The following is a 19317-nucleotide window of genomic DNA, read 5'->3' as shown; positions in this document are numbered from 1 at the left end:
TGCACGCCGGTTTTTCAAGCATAGCCCCGGAGTATGACTATCTAAGGATATGCACTGTCCCGGTGTGGGAGGGGGCTTGCTCCCGATAGCGGGGTGTCGGGCACCCTATTGGCGGGCTGATCCACCGCTATCGAGAGCAAGCCCCCTCCCACATCTTGGCCTATGTGACTTTGCTTCACTGCCATCAAACCGTCATCTCCCCACCACCTTCCTGCCACATTCCGCCGTTACTGTCCTCGCCAATGAGATCGATCTCAAGCGAGTGACCATGACTGATTTGAAAGACGTCGCGCGACTGGCCGGCGTATCCCGCGCGACCGCCGCCCGCACTTTTGCCTCCCCCGACCAGGTGCGCCCGGCGACCCGTGAGCAGGTGTTCGCCGCCGCCCGGGAGTTGGGGTTTAGGCCCAACCTGCTCGGCCGCCAACTGCGCCTGCAAACCACCCAATTGATCGGCGTGGTGGTGCCCAACCTGCTCAACCCGGTGTTCGCCGAGCAGTTCCAGGCCATGGAGCGTGCCGCGCGGTTGCGTGGCTACAGCCTGGTGCTGGCGACCACCGACTACAGCAGCGAGCGCGAGTGCATTGTGGTGGAAGAACTGCTGCGCCAGCGCGTCGATGGCCTGGTGCTGACGGTCACCGATGCCGAAAGCAACAGCGTGCTCAGCAGCCTGAATACCGAAAAAACCCCGTTCGTGCTGGCCTATCACCAACCAAGCAACCCCAACTACAGCGCCGTGTCGGTGGACAACCGCGCGGGCATGGCCTTGGCCACGCGTTACCTGCTGGAGGCCGGTCATCGACGCATCAGCATGGTCGCCGGCCCCGCCTTGCAGTCCGACCGCGCACGCCTGCGCTACGCAGGTTATTGCGATGCGATGAAGGCACACGGCCTCAACAGCCGCGCGGTGATCGAAATGCCCGCGCATACCCAGGCCGACTTCGCCGCCATCCAGCCGTACCTCAACGGCCCCGACGCCCCCAGCGCGCTGGTGTGCTCCAACGATTTCCTGGCTATCAGCCTGATCGCCGAGCTGCGCCGCAATGCCTGGAATGTACCCGGGCAACTGTCGGTGATGGGCTTTGACGGCATCGCCCTCGGCACCCAGATGCACCCGACCTTGTGCAGCGTGGTGCAACCCATCGCGCTGCTGGCCAGCACGGTGATTGACCAACTGCTGGCACAGATCGCCGGGAATGACCCGGTTTCCCATTGCCTGCCTTGCCATATCCGGCCGGGCGAAAGTACCCAACCGTTTGAGGAGTCCCTTGATGCGCGCATTCAGTAAAACCCTGGCAGCCGTGCTGCTGTGCGGTGTGGCCAGCCTGGCCCAGGCCGCCGACACGGCTATTTGCTACAACTGCCCGCCGGACTGGGCCGACTGGGGCACCCAGCTCAAGGCCATCGCCGCCGACACGGGTGTGCAGGTGCCGCTGGACAACAAGAACTCCGGCCAGTCCCTGGCGCAACTGGTGGCCGAAAAGGCCGCGCCGGTCGCGGACGTGGTGTATTACGGCGTGACCTTCGGCTTGCAGGCGCAAAAGGCCGGCGTGGTCGATGGCTACAAACCCAAGGGCTGGGAGCAGATCCCCGCCGGGTTGAAAGACCCCGCCGGCCAGTGGTTTGCGATCCACTCCGGCACCTTGGGCATCATGGTCAACGTCGATGCATTGGGTGGCCTGCCGGTGCCGCAAAGCTGGGCCGACCTGCTCAAGCCTGAATACAAAGGCATGGTCGGCTACCTGGACCCGTCCAGCGCCTTCGTCGGTTACGTCTCTGCCGTGGCGATCAACCGCGCAATGGGCGGCGACCTGGACAACTTTGCACCGGCCATCGACTACTTCCAGAAACTGGCGAAAAACGCGCCTATCGTGCCCAAGCAGACCGCTTATGCGCGGGTGCTGTCCGGCGAGTTGCCGATCCTGGTGGACTACGATTTCAACGCCTACCGCGCCCGCTACAAAGACAACGCCAACGTCGCCTTCGTGATTCCCAAGGAAGGCAGCATCAGCGTGCCTTATGTGATGAGCCTGGTGGCCAGCGCGCCGCACCGCGCCAATGGCGAGAAGGTGCTGGACTTCGTGCTGTCGGACCAAGGCCAGGCACTCTGGGCCAAGGCTTACTTGCGCCCGGTACGCCCGGTGACCATGCCGGCCGACGTTGCCGCGCAGTTCCTGCCCGACAGCGATTACGCCCGCGCCGGTGTGGTGGACTATCAGAAAATGGCCGCTGTGCAGGAAGCCTTCGCCGCCCGTTACCTGAACGAGGTCAAGTAAGTGGCTGCATCGGCAAAACAGGCGGCCTGGGCGCTGGCCCCGGCCTTTGCGGTGCTGTTCGCATTCTGGCTGTTGCCGCTGGCGCACTTGATGGTGCTCGGCGCCGAAAGCCGCGACAGCCACGGCAGCGGCTATTGGCAGGTGCTCAGTAGCGCGCAGTATCTGGGCAGCCTGGCGCAGACCTGCGTGCTGGCCATCGTCGTGACGTTCACCGCGTTGTTGATCGGCGGCATCAGCGGCGTGTTCCTTGCGCGCCAGCAGTTTTTCGGGCGTTCGGCGTTGGTGGCCTTGCTCACGTTTCCCCTGGCGTTCCCCGGGGTGGTGGTGGGCTTCCTGGTGATCCTGTTGGCCGGGCGCCAGGGGCTGCTGGCGTCACTGGGCCTGCAGTTGGCCGGTGAGCGCTGGATCTTTGCCTACTCGCTGGCCGGGCTGTTTGTCGGCTACCTGTACTTCTCGATTCCCCGGGTGATCCTCACGGTGATGGCCGCGTGCGAAAGCCTCGACCGCAGCCTGGAAGAGGCCGCGCATTCGCTGGGAGCAGGGCACTGGCGGGTGGTCTGCGACGTGATCGTGCCGGGCCTGGCGCCGGCGTTGGCGTCCTGCGGCGCGATCTGCTTCGCCACGTCCATGGGCGCCTTCGGCACCGCGTTCACCTTGGGCACGCGCCTGAATGTAACGCCGGTGGCGATCTACAATGTATTCACCAACTACGCCAACTTTGCCGTCGCCGCCGCGTTGTCGGTGGTGCTCGGCGCGCTGACCTGGGCGGTGCTGTTGCTCACGCGACGCCTGGTGAAAAATGCGGGGACTGTCTTGTGAAGCGCTCATCGCTGTTTGTGGTTCAACTGCTGTTCACCTTGCTGGTGTGCGCGTTCATGTTGGTGCCGGTGCTGATGTCGTTGCTGGCCGGGTTGACGCGCAATTTCTTCGTCGGCCTGTCCAGCGGCCTGACCTTCGACTGGCTGATCCAGGTATGGCAGGCCTATTCGCCCACCGTATGGCTGTCGTTGCAGCTGGCGCTGGCGTGCGCGGTGTGTGTCTGCGTGATCGGCGTGCCGGCGGCGTATGCGCTGGTGCGCATGAACAACCGCTTCAGCCGTGCCTTCGAAGAACTGATGGTGTTGCCGGTGGCGATGCCGGGACTGGCCAGTGCGCTGGCGTTGCTGCTCACCTACGGCCAGTTCGGCACGTTTCGCAGCAGCTGGTTGTTCATCCTGGTGGGCCATGTGTTGTTCACCTTGCCGTTCCTGGTACGTCCGGTGATGGCGGTGATGCAACGCCAGCAACTGCCGGTGCTGGAAGAGGCGGCGGCCAGTCTGGGCGCCGGGCCGATCAAGCGCTTTTTCAGCGTGGTGGTGCCCAACTGCCGGGCGGGGATTCTGGCCGGCGTGCTGATGGTGGTGACCTTGTCGTTGGGCGAATTCAACCTGACCTGGATGCTCCACACACCCATGACCAAGACATTGCCCGTGGGCCTGGCCGACAGCTACGCCTCGGCGCGCCTGGAAATCGCCAGCGCCTACACCCTTATCTTTTTGCTGATGATCGTGCCGCTGCTGATTGCGTTGCAGGCCATCAGCGCTCGTTTGTCCCGTGGAGAGCGTCGATGACCGCTATCACTATCCGCCTGCAAGGCTGTCGCAAGTCGTTCGCCGATGGCACCGTGGCTGTGCATGACCTGAACCTGACCGTCGAAGGCGGTGAAACCCTGGCGATCCTCGGCCCGTCCGGCTGCGGCAAGACCACCACCTTGCGCCTGATTGCCGGCCTGGAACGCCCGGATGTGGGCCAGGTTTTTTTCGGCACCGACGACGTCACCCGCCTGCCCATCGAGCGCCGCGACGTGGGCATGGTGTTCCAGAACTACGCGCTGTTTCCCAACCTCGATGTGGCCGGCAATATCGTCTACGGCTTGAAGATTCGCGGCATGGCGCCGCTGGCGCGGAACAAGCGTTGCGAGGAACTGCTGGAGCTGGTGGGCCTGCAAAATCACGGCAAGCGCAGCATCCACGAATTGTCCGGTGGCCAGCGTCAACGCGTGGCCTTGGCCCGTGCCTTGGCGCCGCGCCCCAAAGTGCTGTTGCTGGATGAACCGCTGGCGGCCCTCGATGCGCAATTGCGCGAACGCTTGCGCAGCGAATTGAATGAACTGCTGCGCGGCCTCGGTATCACCTCGGTATTTGTCACCCACGATCAGGGCGAAGCCATGGCCCTGGGCGATCGTATCCTGGTGATGGAGCACGGCCGCGTCGCGCAACTGGCCAGCCCACGGGAGATCTACCAGAAACCGGCCAATGCGTTCGTCGCCGGTTTTGTCGGCAACCTCAATGCCTTTGCCGTCAGCTCGCGAACCGCCCATGGCCTGAAAGTCTGCGGCGGCGAGTTGCCGTGGCAGGCCGCCGACGTGCCCAACACCGTGTACTGCCGCCCCGAACACCTACGGGTGATGGAGAGCGAAGGGCACTTGCACGGCCATCTATTGGCGCAGTTTTTCCAGGGCGCCCAAAGCCGCCTGCTGGTGGACGTAGGCGGCCCGCAACCGCTGCTGGTGGACAGCAGCGACAACCACCTGTACGCCGTCGGCGCGCCGATTGCCCTGGCGATTGCGCCGCACATGTTGTTCACCCTGAATGCGTGAGAGTTTGCTTGTGAATCGTCCGTTTCTTGTTGCGCAAATCAGCGACCTGCACCTTAAAGCCGGCCAGCGCCTGACGTATGGGGTGGTCGATACCTTGGGCGCGCTGCGCCGTGCCGTCGACCATTTGAACGCCAGCCAACCCCGGCCCGATATCGTGGTGGTCAGCGGTGACCTGGTGGACTTCGGTCGCGCCGATGAATACGCCGTGCTGCACCCCGAACTCGCGCGCCTGCACATGCCGTGCTACCTGGTGCCGGGCAACCACGACACACGCGGTCCGTTGCTCGAGGCATTCCGTGATCACGCCTATTTGCCGTTGTCGGCAGAGGGGCCGTTGGACTGGGTGGTGGACGAGCATCCGCTGCGTTTGATCGGCCTGGACTCGACTATCCCGGGTGGGCACGGCGGCCAGCTACTGGACAGCCAATTGCACTGGTTGGACGCGCAACTGGCACGACGGCCGGACGCGCCCACGTTGCTGATCCTGCACCATCCGCCGTTTATCAGCGGCATCGGCCATATGGACCGCGAAGCCTTTATCAACGCCGCCGCACTGGAGCGCGTCGTGGCGCGCCACCCGCAAGTGGAACGCCTGCTGTGCGGGCACCTGCACCGGCCGATGCAGCGACGCTTTGGCGGCAGCTTGAGTTGTGTGTGCCCCGGCACCTCCCATCAGATTGTGCTGGACCTGCAAGACGCCGCGCCCGCGCATTTCAACCTGGAACCGGCGGGGTATTTGTTGCATCGCTGGGATGCGCAACACGGCTTGATCAGCCACAACGGTGTGTTCGGGGATTACCCGGGGCCGTATCCGTTTTATGACGCTCATGGATTGATTGACTGAGGTTTACGGAGGTTTCACTTCACTCAACTAGCTAACAACTAAGCAACTGAACAACCGTTAACGCCCCGGCCAACGTCACGTTTGGCCGACGGCATCCTGCTGCCCATTTTTTGCGCCCGGAACTTGGATTCCGCGCCGGAGTTCGTCCTGATGAAAGCCACGTTGAATGTATTAACTGTATTGACCGGCGGCCTGGGCATTGCCCTGAGCCCCTTGGCGTCTGCTGACTTTTTGAGCGACAGCAAAGCCAACTTGAGCATGCGTAACTTCTACTTCAATAACGACAACCGCGACGGCACGGCGGCACCGTCGAAGACCGAAGAGTGGGGCCAGGCCTTTATCCTCAACTACCAGTCGGGCTTTACCGATGGCACCGTCGGCTTTGGCCTGGACGCCATCGGCATGCTCGGCGTGACCCTCGATAGCAGCGCCGCGCGCCATGTCGGCAGCTCGATGATCCCCACCGAAGACGGCAAGGCCACGGACAACTGGGCCCGTGGCGGTGCCACCGCCAAGGCGCGCTTTGCCAAGACCGAAGCGCGCTACGGCTACCTGCGCCCGAACCTGCCGATCCTGGTGAGCAACGACGGCCGCCTGTTGCCGCAGTCGTTCGAAGGCGGGCAAGTCACCAGCAAGGACATCGACAACCTGACCCTGGTCGGCGGCCAGCTTGAGCACACCACCGGTCGCGGCTCCAGCGACCGCAGTGGCCTGGCAGCGGCGGGCGGTACCCAGGAAAGCAATAAATTCACCTACGCCGGTGCGGACTACCAGCTGACCAAGGACCTGATGGTCCAGTACTACTACGCCAACCTCGAAGACTATTACCAACAACACTTCGCCGGGCTGATACATGTATTGCCGCTGGGCGAATACGGCTCATTGAAAACCGACCTGCGCTACTTCAAGACCAGCTCCGACGGCAAAAACAGCAGTGCTGCCGGCCGTGCCGAAGGCTACAAGCTGGGCGGCTATACCAAGAACGGCAACGGTGAAATCGACAACAACACCTGGAGCGCTGCGTTCATCTACTCCCTCGGCCCGCACGCGATCACCGCCGGCTACCAGCAAGTCTCGGACGACAGCAACTTCGCCCAACTCAACCAGGGCGGCCTGGTGAACAAAGGCGAGGGCGGTGCCAGCCTGTACCTCTACACCGACCGTACCGTGCAGACCTTCATCCAGGCCGGCGAACGCACCGCCTTTGCCCAGTACGCCTACGACTTCGCGTCGCTGGGTGTACCGGGCCTTAAGGCCTCGGTGATGTACCTCAAGGGCGAGCACATCCTCACCACCAGCGGCAACGATGCCAGCGAGTGGGAGCGGGACATCTCGTTGGATTACGTGGTGCAGAGCGGCACATTCAAGAACGTCGGGTTCGGCTGGCGTAACGGCGTGTCACGCAGTGAAGTGGCGCGGGACCAGGACCAGAATCGGGTGTTTGTGAGCTATTCGATTCCGTTGATGTAGTACCGCTGAGCCCCTCACCTCTGTAGGCGCGAGCTTGCTCGCGAAAAACGTCAAGGCTCCGCGTGCCTCCAGAATTCGCACGTTATCGTTGACGACCTTCGCGAGCAAGCTCGCTCCTACAGGGGGCCGAGTGGGCGCTCAGTGATAGTGCATGCGTCGCGGTGTCATCGCTGATCTGATGAAAACCGCAGCGCAGATAAAATGCTGCGGCTTCGGGTGTATCGGTAGATAAACGCACATCTTGGAATTTCACTGCGGCGCAATCCAGCAATGCTTGCACCAGAGCCTTACCCACGTTTCGCCCTCGCATTTCGGGAGTAACGTATACCCGGCGCAGTCGGCCCACTGTTGAGCCGGCGTAGGGATCACGGGAAACGCCGCCGACTGCAATCAGTTGCTTCTGGCAAAACACGCCCAAAAGGTACTCGCCCGGTTGTTCGAACCGATTGGCGCCTGCTACCCACTCTGTGATCAGGCGCGTCAGGAACCTGAACCCTTCGGCAATGGCCTGCGCTTCCAACGTGTGGATCTCGTCTGGGAGTTCTTCCAGTCTACGTATCGAAAGGTCTTCGCTGGAGGGCTTCATAGGGACTCTTTGTGTAGGCCTTGAGCGTTGTTGCGATCTCATAGCTGATTGCGTTGCAGAGGCAACTGTCTTGGGTAATGACATCCCTGTAGGGACCTATCCGAAATAGCGTGGCTGGCACTGTAGCTGTGGCGAGGCTGGTTTTGATCAAGGGTACTCATTTGAAGATTTGTTTAAGCGCATGGTAAGCGCAGTAGATGGGTGCGAACAGCAATGGGTTGATCTATTCATTGCTCGCAACATGAGTGGAACTTGTGATCGTCAGGAATAAAATGAGTTTGTCTCACTATGGGTGTGTGTCGACAATGGCTGCCATATCTATCGACACTGGAGTTGTAAGTCATGGCAGTCGCTCATTCCCTCGGATTTCCGCGCATTGGACGCGATCGTGAACTGAAAAAAGCGCAGGAAGCGTTCTGGAAGGGCGAGCTTGACGAAGCCGGTCTGCGTGCGGTCGGCCGTGAACTGCGCAAGGCCCACTGGGATCTGCAAAAGCAGGCGGGCATTGAGCTGCTGCCTGCCGGTGATTTCGCCTGGTACGACCAGGTGCTGACCCACTCGCTGATGTTCGGCGTGATTCCCGAACGTTTTCGTCCGACCGATGGCCATGCCACCCTCGACACCCTGTTCGGCATGGCCCGTGGCGTCAGCGACAGCTGCTGCGGCGGTGCCCATGCCCAGGAAATGACCAAGTGGTTCGATACCAACTACCACTACCTGGTGCCTGAATTCAGTGCCGACCAGCAATTCCACCTGGGTTGGGAGCAATTATTCGAAGAGGTGCAGGAAGCCCTCGACCTGGGTCACACCGTCAAGCCGGTGGTGATCGGCCCGCTGACCTACCTGTGGATGGGCAAGGCCAAGGGCGCTGACTTCGACAAGCTCGACCTGCTTGAGCGCCTGCTGCCGCTGTACGGCCAGATCTTCCAGCGCCTGGCCGACCTCGGCGTGGAATGGGTGCAGATCGACGAGCCGATCCTGGTCCTCGACCTGCCGCAGGACTGGAAAAACGCCTTTGAGCGTGCCTACAACCTGATCCAGCGCGACCCACTGAAAAAGCTGGTGGCGACCTACTTCGGTGGCCTGGAAGAGAACCTGGGCCTGGCCGCAAACCTGCCGGTGGATGGCCTGCACATCGACCTGGTGCGTGCGCCGGAGCAGTACCCGACCATCCTTGACCGCCTGCCGGCGTACAAGGTGCTGTCCCTGGGCGTGGTCAACGGCCGTAACGTGTGGCGTTGCGACCTCGAAAACGCCCTGGCCACTTTGCAGCACGCCCATGAGAAATTGGGCGATCGCCTGTGGGTGGCGCCGTCCTGCTCCTTGCTGCACAGCCCGGTGGATCTGGGCCGTGAAGACCAGTTGGATGCCGAGCTGAAAAGCTGGCTGGCGTTCGCCGTGCAAAAATGCGCTGAAGTGGCGGTGCTGGCGCAAGCGGTTAACCAGCCCGAAGCGCCCAACGTCCTCGCTGCCCTGGCTGAAAGCCGCGCCGTGCAGGCGGCCCGCGCTGCCTCTGCGCGTATCCACAAGCCTGCGGTACAAGCGCGTGTGGCGGCGATTACCCGCAAGGACAGCCAGCGCCAGTCGCCGTTTACCCAGCGCATCGAGAAACAACGTGCGGGCCTGAAGCTGCCGCTGTTCCCGACCACCACCATCGGTTCGTTCCCGCAGACCGCCTCAATCCGCTTGGCGCGCCAGTCCTACAAGCAAGGCAAGTTGAGCCAGGCCGAATACGTCGAAGCCATGCACAGCGAGATTCGTCACGCCGTCGAGGTGCAGGAAAACCTCGGCCTGGACGTGCTGGTGCACGGTGAAGCCGAGCGCAACGACATGGTCGAGTACTTCGCCGAGCAGTTGGACGGCTACGTGTTCACCCGCTTTGGCTGGGTGCAGAGCTACGGTTCGCGTTGCGTGAAGCCGGCGGTGATCTTCGGCGACCTGAGCCGCCCGAAGGCGATGACGGTGGAGTGGATCCGCTACGCCCAGGGCCTGACCCGCAAGGTGATGAAGGGCATGCTGACCGGCCCTGTGACCATGCTGATGTGGTCGTTCCCGCGTGAAGACGTGAGCCGCGAAGTGCAGGCCCGCCAACTGGCCCTGGCGATTCGCGACGAAGTGGTCGACCTGGAAGCCGCCGGCATTCAGATCGTACAAATTGACGAAGCCGCGTTCCGCGAAGGCCTGCCGTTGCGCCAGGCGCAGTGGCAAGGGTACCTGGACTGGGCCACCGAAGTGTTCCGCCTGTGCGCCTCGGGCGTGCGCGATGAAACCCAGATCCACACGCACATGTGCTACAGCGAGTTCAACGATGTGATCGAGTCCATCGCCGCCATGGATGCCGACGTGATCACCATCGAGACCTCGCGCTCGGACATGGAGTTGCTGGACGCGTTCGAAGCCTTCGCCTACCCCAACGACATCGGCCCGGGCGTCTACGACATCCACTCGCCACGGGTGCCGGATGCCTCGGAAATGGCCAACCTGCTGCGCAAGGCCGCCCGGCGGATCCCTGCCGAGCGCTTGTGGGTAAACCCGGATTGCGGGTTGAAGACGCGGGGGTGGCCGGAGACGGAAGCGGCGTTGATCCATATGGTCACCGCAGCTCGCCAGCTACGGGCTGAGTTGGCTTAACATCGTAAAAAATGTGGGAGGGGGCAAGTCGTATCGTCGCACCGGCCCTCCCATATTTAGTCCATGTCAGGTCAGAGGTATTTGAGCCAGGTAATATCGCGCCGCCGCGCTTTGAGCCCGGCGAACCAGCGCACCGGCGGGTAGAGCGCCAGGGGCAACACCAACGCCACCAGCCACACCGCACCGATACTCTCGAAGCCAAAGTAGTTGCCATGGTTCAGGCCAAACAGCGCAACACACGCGACATACAGCACTTTCAGCACATAAAGATGCAGCAGATAAAAGAACATCGGCGCCGCACCAAACACCGCCAATACGCCGATCCAGCGTCGATGCCCCACGCGTTCAAACGCCAGCAACAGCAACAGTCCAATCCCCAGGGTCAGCGCCAGGAACAGCAGCGAAGGCGGGTACTTGGTGACGTTGAAAAAGCTCATCAGCGTCTGCACGCCGCTGTCATACGCCTGCCAGGGCTTCTCGCCGTAGCCATTGAGCGCACGCAACAGCACAAACCCCACCAACGCACTCACACCGCCGACCAGCAAATAGCGCTGGCGCACGGCAGGCCGCGTGGCATTGGCAAACCACGGTCCCAGGCCGTAACCCAGGGCAATCACGCCGATCCACGGCAGTACCGGGTAGGTCGTGCGCAGGCGCAGGGTGTCGGACACGTCAATCCAACTGCGTTCATGCAGGATCGTCCACGGAATATGCAGCGCCGAGCCTGGATCGAAGTGCAACCCATCCAGCAGGTTGTGCCCGCCGATGATCACCAGCGCCAGCCCGATCAACAGCAGGCGCGGCAACCACACCAGGGCGGCGAGGGCGAGCATGCTGATGCCAATCGCCCAGATCACCTGGAGGTAGATCACGCTGGGCGGCAGTTGGAAGGTCCAGGCGAAGTTGACCAGGGTGAATTCCAGCACTACCAGGAACAATCCGCGCTTGAACAGGAACGCCGACACATCGCGCCGGCCCTGGTATTTCTGGCCGTATAAAAACGCGGACAAGCCCGTGAGCAACACAAACACCGGCGCGCACAGGTGGGCGAGGGTGCGGCTTATGAACAGTGCGGGCTCGGTGCTGTCGATGCTCATCGGGTCGCTGACTTGCCGATGCAGCAGGAAGGTTTCGCGCACGTGGTCGAGTAGCATGAACAGGATCACCAGGCCGCGAAGGGCGTCGATGGAGAGCAGGCGTTGGCGCAGGGGAACGGCATCGGTCATGGGCAGGATCACAGGGCAGGGCGGAAAGTTTGCGTTATCCTATAACATTAATTTGCGCGTTGCCGTGCTTCGTTGTCCAGACTAGAATGCGATCAATTCTTAATTACTCCTTGGCCTCGGCGCCGGTGACTTGCATGTCGTCCCCCCTCAATCTGCCTATCAAGGACCTGTACTGCGAACACCACGGATGGTTGTATCGCTGGCTTGACCGCAAGCTGGGCAATGCCAGCGACGCGGCCGACCTGGCCCACGACACCTTCATGCGCCTGCTGACTCGTCAGGGCAGCGTGGGTTTTGGCAGCGAGCCGCGCGCTTTGCTCACCCATATCGCCAAGGGACTGATGATCGACAGCTGGCGGCGCCAGGAAGTCGAACGGGCCTACCTCGAGACCATCGCCCACCTGCCCGAGCAGCAAGTACCGTCGCCGGAAACCCGCTGGTTGATCCTCGAAGCGCTGTACCGCATCGAAGCCATGTTGCGCGATCTGCCCGAGAAAACCCGCCAGGCCTTCCTGATGTCGCAGATCGACGGTCTCACCTACCAGCAGGTCGCTGACGAATTGAAGGTGTCGCTGGCCTCGGTCAAGCGCTACATGCGCGATGCGTTCCTCGCATGCCTGAGCGTGGCATGAACCCGTCGATCGACCCGCTGATCCTCGGTGAAGCCGCCGACTGGATGGTGCAACTGCAATCTGGCAGCGCCACCGACGAGGATCGCCGTGCCATCGCCCAATGGCAGTGCCGCAGTGCCCAGCACGCCCAGGCCTGGCAACGGGCGGAGGCGATCCTCGGCGATTTCAACAGTGTGCCCGGCGCGATTGCCGGGGACACCCTCAAGCGCATTGGCCGTAAGAGATCCTTCGGCCGGCGCCAGGCCCTCGGGCTGTTGCTGCTGGCGGGGCCGGCAAGCTGGCTGGCCTTGCAGCACAAGCCCTGGCAGGCATGGACCGCCGACCAGCACACCGCCATCGGCGAACAACGCAACCTTACGCTACCGGATGGCACGCGGCTGCTGATCAACACCGCCAGCTCGCTGAATATCGCCTACACCGACAACGTGCGGCGTATCGAGTTGTTGCAAGGCGAAGTCATGATCACCACGGCCCAGGACCCTGCGCCGACTCATCGTCCGTTTATCGTGCAGACCCGCCACGGCACCGCCCGCGCACTGGGCACGCATTTCAGTGTGCGGGTCGGTGAGCAGAGCAGCCGCGTGGCGGTGGTCGACGGGGCGGTGGAAATGCTGCCGCAGCATGCCAGCCGTGGGCTGATTCTCAAGGCCGGCGAGCAGAGCGCGTTCGGCAGCGACAGCGTGGCGGCGCTGGCGCCGCTGGATGTTGGCGCGCTGAGCTGGGAGAACGGCATGTTGCTGGCGCAGCAGATGCGCCTGGCGGATTTGCTTGAGGAGTTGGGCCGCTACCGGCATGGCGTGTTGCGCTGCGACGCCAGTGTGGCCGGGCTGAGCGTGTCCGGCGCGTTCCCGTTGCGTGACACCGATGCCAGCCTGCGTCTTTTGCAGGAAACCCTGCCGGTAACCATCAGCAGCTTGACCGGCTACTGGGTAACGATTGAGCCACGCTGAAATTTTTACCCGTTCGCTGATACCTTTTTCGTTGTCGCCCGGTGTAGGGGAGAACCCTCAACTTTGCACCGTGCCGACAGGAATGCCCATGACCTTCACACCACACCCCATCCGCCCTTTGAAGGCATTGACCCTGGCTGTCGCGCTGGCGGCCATTGCGCCGCTGCACAGCGCCATGGCTGACGAGGCGGCGACCAGCGCGGCGCGCAGCTACCAGATCGCGCCTGGGCCATTGGGTAATGTATTGGCGCAGTTTGCGGCGCTGTCGGGCGTGCCGTTGTCGTTTGACGCCACGTTGCTCAATGATCAGCGGAGCACAGGTTTGCAGGGCAGCTACACCGCACAATCGGGCTTTATGCAGTTGCTGCAAGGGAGCGGCTATACGCTGCAAAGCGCCGGCAGCAATGGCTACACCGTCGTGCCACAGGCCACTGGCGACGCGCTGGAGCTGGGCGCCACCACCATCAGCGGTGAAGGCGGGGCGCAGGCGGATACTTACGGCGGCGGGCAGGTGGCGCGTTCGGCACGGCTCGGCGTGTTGGGCAATCGCTCGATCGGTGATGTGCCGTTCAGCGTGGTCAGCTACACCGCCAAGACCATCGCCGACCAGCAGGCACGCACCGTCGGGGATGTGCTGCTCAACGACGCCTCGGTGCGCCAGTCATCCGGCTTCGGCAACTTCTCCCAGGTGTTCACCATCCGTGGCCTGCCCTTAAACACCGATGACATTGCCTTCAACGGCCTGTACGGCGTGCTGCCCCGGCAAATCATCACCACCGAGGCGCTGGAGCGCGTCGAGTTGTTCAAAGGCCCCAATGCCTTCGTCAATGGTGTATCGCCCGCTGGCAGCGGCATTGGCGGCAGCGTCAACCTGGTGCCCAAGCGTGCCGAAGACATCGCCACCCGCAGCGTCACCCTCGACACCACCACCGACGGGCAGTCCGGTGGTCACCTTGATCTGGGCCAACGCTTTGGCGAGGACAACCGCTTCGGCGCGCGGGTCAACCTGGCCAGGCATGGCGGCGACACAGCCATCGATGATGAATTCAAAAGCTCGCAACTGGTGGCCGTGGCCCTGGATTACCGTGGCGATCGCCTGCGCCTGTCCACTGACTTCGGCTATCAGAAAGAGCGCATCAACAACGGCCGTTCCGTGGTCTACCCCAACGGCACCCAGGTACCCAAGGCGCCGTCGGCCAAGAATAACTATGCGCAGGACTGGAGTTGGTCGGAGCTGGAGGACACCTACGGCATGTTCAATGCCGAGTACGACCTGAATGAAACCTGGACGGTCTATGTCGGTGGCGGTGCCAAGCACACACGCGAGAATGGTCAGTATTCGTCGTTGTATGTGGGCAACGATGGCAGCGGTCGCGTAGGCTTTTTGTACTCGCCCCATGATGAAGACAACAAGAGCGCCATGGCCGGCCTGAACGGGCATTTCAACACGGGGCCGGTGACCCATCAGGTCAACTTCGGTTTGTCCGGTATTTGGGGTGAGCAGCGTTCAGCATTTGAGGCGATCCAGCAGGGCACCCGTCGGCCGGGCAATCTGTACAACCCGACCCAGGTACCACGCCCGACCGTGACTTACTTTGGCAGCGATATCCACGACCCGCGCATCGTCGGTAAGAATCGCATCAAGAGTGCCGCCGTTTCGGACACGCTGGGTTTCATTGATGATCGCGTGTTGTTGACCGTTGGCGTACGTCGCCAGACCATCGAAGTGGATGGCTGGAACACCACGAGCGGTGCGCGCACCGCAAACTATGGCGAGTCCATTACCACGCCGGTGTATGGGCTTGTGGTCAAGCCTTGGGAGCACGTGTCGTTCTATGCCAATCGGATTGAGGGGCTGGCCCAGGGACCCACGGTGCCGACGGCTGTCGACATCACCAACAGCGGCGACGTATTTCCACCCAGTCGCAGTAAACAGACAGAAGCCGGGGTCAAGCTCGATTGGGAAAACTACGGTGCGACCCTCGGCGTATACCGCATCGAACAGCCCAACAGCGCGACCAACAATAACCCCGGTAGTGTGACGCCGCAGTTTCCCAACGGTACGCGGACGTTCAATGTCGACGGCGAGCAAATCAACAAAGGCGTCGAACTCAACGTGTTCGGCGAACCCCTCGACGGCCTGCGTCTGTTGGCCGGCGCCACGTGGATGCACACCGAATTGCAGAACACCTCCAACGGTCTTAGCGACGGCAACCGTGCCGCCGGCGTGCCGCGTTTCCAGTATAACCTGGGGGCCGACTGGGACATCCCGGGCCTCCAGGGCGCCGCCGTCAACGCGCGGATGCTGCGTACCGGGGGGGAATACGTCAACGCCACCAACACCCTGAACATCCCGGCCTGGACCCGCGTCGATCTCGGCGCCCGCTACGGCTTCAAGGCTGATGACAAGTACATCACTTTGCGCGCCAATGTCGAAAACGTGGCGAACAAAGCGTACTGGGCGTCGGCGTCGACGGCCAATAACTACCTGACCCAGGGCGAGCCGCGTACGGTGAAGCTGTCGGCGACGGTGGACTTCTAAGCGGTAAACACGGTCCACTGTAGGCGCGAGCGTGCTCGCGCCTACAGGAGAATAAAATGAACACGCCACAGACCGTTATCGACTTCTGGAAAAGTGCCGGCCCCAAACGCTGGTTCGCCAAGGACGATGCCTTCGACGCCACCTTCCGCGAGACCTTCCACGCCACCCACCTGCAAGCCGCCCGGCGCGAGCTGGAAAGCTGGCTGGATTCAGCCGAAGGCGCCTTGGCCTTGCTGGTCCTGCTCGACCAATACCCACGCAATGCCTTTCGCGGCACGGCGCACATGTTCGCCACCGACCCGCTGGCACGCCTGTATGCCCAGCGCATGGTGGACGCCGGGCTCGACCAGCAGGTTGAGCCGGCATTGCGCGCGTTCTGTTATTTGCCGTTCGAACACTCGGAAGACCCAAGGGACCAGCAACGCTCCCTGATCCTCAACCAGCAGCTGGACGCCAACACTTACCGCTGGGCCAAGGAACACGCGCAGATCATCGAGCGCTTCGGGCGTTTCCCCCATCGTAATGCGGTGCTGGCCAGGGTCACCACGGATGAAGAACGCGCCTTTCTGGACAAGGGCGGGTTTGCCGGTTAACCCGCTATTCCGTCCAGGAATGCCCCCATAAAAACAGCGCATTGTCTTTCCCGCCGCACATCTCGTAGCGTAGGGCTTCACCCAAGGAGCCCCGCCATGAACCAGCCCCCGTTACGCCTCTACGTTGATTCGCTCTACACCAGCCCGTACGCGATGTCGGTGTTCGTGACCCTGCGGGAAAAAGGCCTGGCCTTCGACCTGGTCACCCTGGACCTGGATGCCGCGCAAAACCAGACGGCCGATTTTGCCCGGTTGTCCGTGACCCAGCGGGTGCCGACCTTGGTGGAAGGCGATTTTGCCTTGTCGGAATCCTCCGCGATTACCGAATACCTGGACCAGGCCTACCCCGAGACAGCCGTGTACCCGGCCGATCCAAAACAGCGGGCGAGGGCGCGACAGGTACAGGCGTGGCTGCGCAGTGATTTGCTGCCGATTCGTCAGGAACGCTCGACGATGGTGGTGTTCTACGGGCAGAAGATGCCCCCACTGACCGCCGTGGCTGAAGCGGCGGCTGCCAAGTTGATCAGTGCGGCACAGGCGCTGTTGGCGGGCAACCCTTCGTACCTGTTCGGTGAGTGGTGCATTGCTGATGTGGACCTGGCGGTGATGCTCAATCGCCTGATCCTCAACGGTGACAGCGTACCCACCGAGCTGGTGGCCTATGCAGAACGCCAGTGGTGCCGGCCGTCTGTGCAGGAATGGGTCAACCTGCGACGTCCTGCGCTGTAGCGTTTGCAGTCATTTGCATGACGCGCCGGTCCAGGTCTTCCCAATCGGCCATGCCCAGCACTCGCGTGGTGTTCAAGCCGCGCAGGTAGCCGCGCAATTGTTGGGCACTGGCATAGGCCTGGTCTGGGTCGGCGCCCGGATTCTGCAGCACGTATTCATAGTCGGCCAGGTAATCGGCGACTCGCTCGCGAAACTCCGGCAAGACAGCTTCGCGAATACGGTCGAAGGTTTTCTGGTGGGGCTTCATGGCGGCTCCTTATAAATTTTATCGCGACACTATCGCTTCAGATAATAGTCACCATCACGCATTGCAAGTTCTGTTTTTGCAGGGAAAGCGCAAAATTGCTTCATCGAAACGCTGTTCAAGGAAATGCGTGATGAGGACGATTATTCAGCTTGGTTTAATGATTCTGATGCTCGGCACCGTGCTGGTGAATAATGCGGCCATCGCCGGTGAACTGCATACAGGCCATTTGCTACCTATCGTCGGTAGCGTAGACTCCCTGCAGCGTGCGCAATCGGTGGGCGTGTTGTTAAGCGATAACACCCGCGACAACCTCAGCTACCTTGAACGCTACCACGACATGGCCTTGAATGGCGCCAGGGATGCCCTTGACGGACGTATCCGCGAGGCGTTCGTCAACAGCTCCGACCCGGAACTGGCCATTGATTGGTTGATGAACTCGCTGCAGGGAACCTTTTTGTCGGTGACGGTCTACGACAACTTGGATGCCCTGGTGCAGGCTCGCCCCGACGTGGTGGTGATGCTCGATACCCATAACCAACTGCTGACCCCGCGCAACGATCAGGTCGAGGCGCGCTTTATCGCGCGGTTCTATGACGCGGACCTGCAATACATCGCCAAGGCCGAAGGCTCGGTGCACAGGCAGGTGCCCTCGGTGTGGGTGCACGACAAGGCCGCACCGGAGATTGCCGCGCGGATCGAGCAGCAGCGGGATGTGCAGCTCGATGCGTTGAAGCAGTTCGATGCCTCGCTCAAGGCGCTGGTTCGCGCGGGTTGATGTGAACCTTTATTTTTAGACTCAGGATTTTTTCATGCGCTCTTTTTTCGTACCGGTCGCTGCCTCGTTGCTGGCCGGTTGTGTTTCTGCTCCTAACAAGCCGACCCTGATCCTGCAAACCAGCAAGAGCCCCGAAGCCTATGTGCAATGCGTGCTCCCCAAGCTGGAAAAACACGGGATCACCTCGACCGTGACGCAGAACTCGCGCCACGCCAGGGTGGTGTTGACCAGCAAAATTGCTGCCGATGACGTGCTGGAAGTTTATAAGGCAGGGGACGGCGGCAAAGTGTTTTTGTATGAGCGCAAACCGCTGGCGTCGACCATCACGCCGTCGCGGCTTGAACAGGTTGCGCAGGACTGCAGATAACCAATGTGGGAGGGAGCAAGCCCCCTCCCACATTTGGATCTGCATAAGGCCTAAGGTCTGGCTTCGTTGCTGAAGTTGTTGACGGTTTTGACCAGCCCTTGAGCCGCCAGCGCCACCAACTCCCCACCTTTCTCCACCGTCGCCAGCGCCGGGTCCGAGCCCATGCGCCCGTCTGGGAAGCGTGCGCGGAAGTCCAGGGCTTCACGGATCGGCCCGGTGTTGGCGATTTGCGGGGAGTAGTCGGCCGACTTGATCGCGTCCGGGTACGCCCACTGCGTCACTGCGATCTCCGAAGGCGTCGCATGGCTGCCATGGCCCACCGGGAATTGGCGGTGCGCCAGGTCAGTGACGCCTTCCAGGTCCCACCAGTTCACCAGCTTCAACGCAAACCCGGCAGGGCGACGGCCGAAGCTCGCCTCGGCGTACAGCTCGGAAAACGCCGCTTCAATCGTGGCGATATTGCCACCGTGACCGTTCAGAAACAGGATCTTGTCGAAACCATGCCCGGCCAGCGAGCGCACCCAGTCGCCAATCGCAGCGATAAAGGTGGAAGGGCGCAGGGAAATGGTGCCGGGGAAGCCCAGGTGGTGCTGGGCCATGCCGATATTGAAGGTCGGGCCGATGAGGATGTCGGCGTGCTTTTGCGCCTCATGGGCGATGATTTCCGGGCACATCCAGTCGGTGCCCAGCAGGCCGGTGGGGCCGTGTTGTTCGTTGGAGCCGATGGGGATCACCACCGTGCGGCTGCGTTCCAGGAACTGCCCGATCTCGATCCAGGTCGATTGATGTAGAAGCATGCGAAGCTCTCTTT

19 protein-coding genes are annotated in these 19317 nt (G+C 62.0%); 15 read left to right on the top strand and 4 right to left on the bottom strand.

The window, feature by feature from the left end; genetic code table 11:
• The first annotated feature begins 268 nt into the window (after positions 1–268).
• From M2397_RS27815 to M2397_RS27785, 7 genes are all read left to right on the top strand, one after another.
• Positions 269–1288 carry a LacI family DNA-binding transcriptional regulator gene (locus M2397_RS27815; RefSeq protein ID WP_131699894.1) on the top strand — a complete coding sequence of 340 codons (1020 nt, stop codon included), beginning with the start codon at positions 269–271 and terminating at the stop codon, positions 1286–1288.
• Positions 1272–2276, top strand: a complete 1005-nt coding sequence (locus M2397_RS27810; protein WP_259244846.1) for an ABC transporter substrate-binding protein — start codon at positions 1272–1274, stop codon at positions 2274–2276. Before M2397_RS27815 ends, M2397_RS27810 begins: the two co-directional genes overlap by 17 nt.
• Positions 2277–3095 (top strand): iron ABC transporter permease, encoded by an 819-nt coding sequence (locus tag M2397_RS27805; RefSeq protein ID WP_131699896.1) that lies wholly within the window; start codon positions 2277–2279, stop codon positions 3093–3095.
• A complete protein-coding gene (locus tag M2397_RS27800) occupies positions 3092–3886 on the top strand; it encodes an ABC transporter permease (protein ID WP_167656852.1) in 795 nt (264 codons plus the stop codon). Before M2397_RS27805 ends, M2397_RS27800 begins: the two co-directional genes overlap by 4 nt.
• Positions 3883–4914, top strand: coding sequence for an ABC transporter ATP-binding protein (locus M2397_RS27795; RefSeq protein WP_145338452.1), 1032 nt, complete (start codon positions 3883–3885; stop codon positions 4912–4914). Before M2397_RS27800 ends, M2397_RS27795 begins: the two co-directional genes overlap by 4 nt.
• A 10-nt stretch (positions 4915–4924) precedes the next feature.
• Complete coding sequence (locus M2397_RS27790) at positions 4925–5758, top strand: phosphodiesterase (protein ID WP_259244845.1); 834 nt, start codon at positions 4925–4927, stop codon at positions 5756–5758.
• 150 nt (positions 5759–5908) lie between these two features.
• The gene (locus M2397_RS27785; protein WP_131699898.1) at positions 5909–7228 is read left to right on the top strand and encodes an OprD family porin; all 1320 of its coding nucleotides are present in this window, start codon (positions 5909–5911) and stop codon (positions 7226–7228) included.
• A gap of 82 nt (positions 7229–7310) precedes the next feature.
• On the opposite strand, the gene M2397_RS27780 is transcribed toward M2397_RS27785, so the two are convergent.
• Positions 7311–7814, bottom strand: a complete 504-nt coding sequence (locus M2397_RS27780) for a GNAT family N-acetyltransferase (protein ID WP_259244844.1) — start codon at positions 7812–7814, stop codon at positions 7311–7313.
• A 342-nt stretch (positions 7815–8156) separates the two neighbouring features.
• On the opposite strand from M2397_RS27780, the gene metE reads away from it, so the two are divergent.
• Positions 8157–10445 (top strand): 5-methyltetrahydropteroyltriglutamate--homocysteine S-methyltransferase, encoded by a 2289-nt coding sequence (gene metE / locus M2397_RS27775; RefSeq protein ID WP_259244843.1) that lies wholly within the window; start codon positions 8157–8159, stop codon positions 10443–10445.
• A 71-nt stretch (positions 10446–10516) separates the two neighbouring features.
• Here metE and M2397_RS27770 read toward each other — a convergent pair whose 3' ends face one another.
• Positions 10517–11671 (bottom strand): DUF1624 domain-containing protein, encoded by a 1155-nt coding sequence (locus tag M2397_RS27770; RefSeq protein WP_259244842.1) that lies wholly within the window; start codon positions 11669–11671, stop codon positions 10517–10519.
• Between the two features lie 134 nt (positions 11672–11805).
• Here M2397_RS27770 and M2397_RS27765 point away from each other — a divergent pair, with 134 nt between their 5' ends.
• From M2397_RS27765 to yfcF, 5 genes are all read left to right on the top strand, one after another.
• Positions 11806–12303, top strand: coding sequence for a sigma-70 family RNA polymerase sigma factor (locus M2397_RS27765; RefSeq protein ID WP_131699902.1), 498 nt, complete (start codon positions 11806–11808; stop codon positions 12301–12303).
• Complete coding sequence (locus M2397_RS27760; RefSeq protein ID WP_131699903.1) at positions 12300–13253, top strand: FecR domain-containing protein; 954 nt, start codon at positions 12300–12302, stop codon at positions 13251–13253. The genes M2397_RS27765 and M2397_RS27760 overlap by 4 nt, the downstream gene beginning before the upstream one ends.
• An 88-nt stretch (positions 13254–13341) precedes the next feature.
• Complete coding sequence (locus tag M2397_RS27755; RefSeq protein WP_259244841.1) at positions 13342–15795, top strand: TonB-dependent receptor; 2454 nt, start codon at positions 13342–13344, stop codon at positions 15793–15795.
• 56 nt (positions 15796–15851) lie between these two features.
• Complete coding sequence (locus M2397_RS27750; RefSeq protein WP_131699905.1) at positions 15852–16388, top strand: DUF924 family protein; 537 nt, start codon at positions 15852–15854, stop codon at positions 16386–16388.
• Between the two features lie 96 nt (positions 16389–16484).
• On the top strand, positions 16485–17117 hold the full coding sequence (yfcF, locus tag M2397_RS27745) for a glutathione transferase (protein ID WP_259244840.1): 633 nt from the start codon (positions 16485–16487) through the stop codon (positions 17115–17117).
• On the opposite strand, the gene M2397_RS27740 is transcribed toward yfcF, so the two are convergent.
• Positions 17092–17364 (bottom strand): hypothetical protein, encoded by a 273-nt coding sequence (locus M2397_RS27740; protein ID WP_131699907.1) that lies wholly within the window; start codon positions 17362–17364, stop codon positions 17092–17094. The genes yfcF and M2397_RS27740 overlap by 26 nt on opposite strands.
• Before the next feature lie 130 nt (positions 17365–17494).
• Here M2397_RS27740 and M2397_RS27735 point away from each other — a divergent pair, with 130 nt between their 5' ends.
• Together M2397_RS27735 and M2397_RS27730 are read left to right on the top strand one after the other, a co-directional pair.
• Positions 17495–18139, top strand: a complete 645-nt coding sequence (locus M2397_RS27735; protein WP_145338458.1) for an ATPase — start codon at positions 17495–17497, stop codon at positions 18137–18139.
• Positions 18140–18173: 34 nt separating this feature from the next.
• Entirely contained in the window at positions 18174–18506 is a 333-nt protein-coding gene (locus tag M2397_RS27730; protein WP_145338459.1) for a hypothetical protein, read from the top strand.
• 50 nt (positions 18507–18556) lie between these two features.
• Here the strand turns inward: M2397_RS27730 and M2397_RS27725 are convergent, their stop codons facing one another.
• Positions 18557–19303, bottom strand: a complete 747-nt coding sequence (locus M2397_RS27725) for a creatininase family protein (protein ID WP_131699910.1) — start codon at positions 19301–19303, stop codon at positions 18557–18559.
• Positions 19304–19317: the final 14 nt, after the last annotated feature.

It is taken from the genome of Pseudomonas sp. BIGb0381 (genome assembly GCF_024809815.1).
Classification (GTDB): domain Bacteria; phylum Pseudomonadota; class Gammaproteobacteria; order Pseudomonadales; family Pseudomonadaceae; genus Aquipseudomonas.
This window is presented reverse-complemented; position numbering and strand designations above follow the sequence as displayed.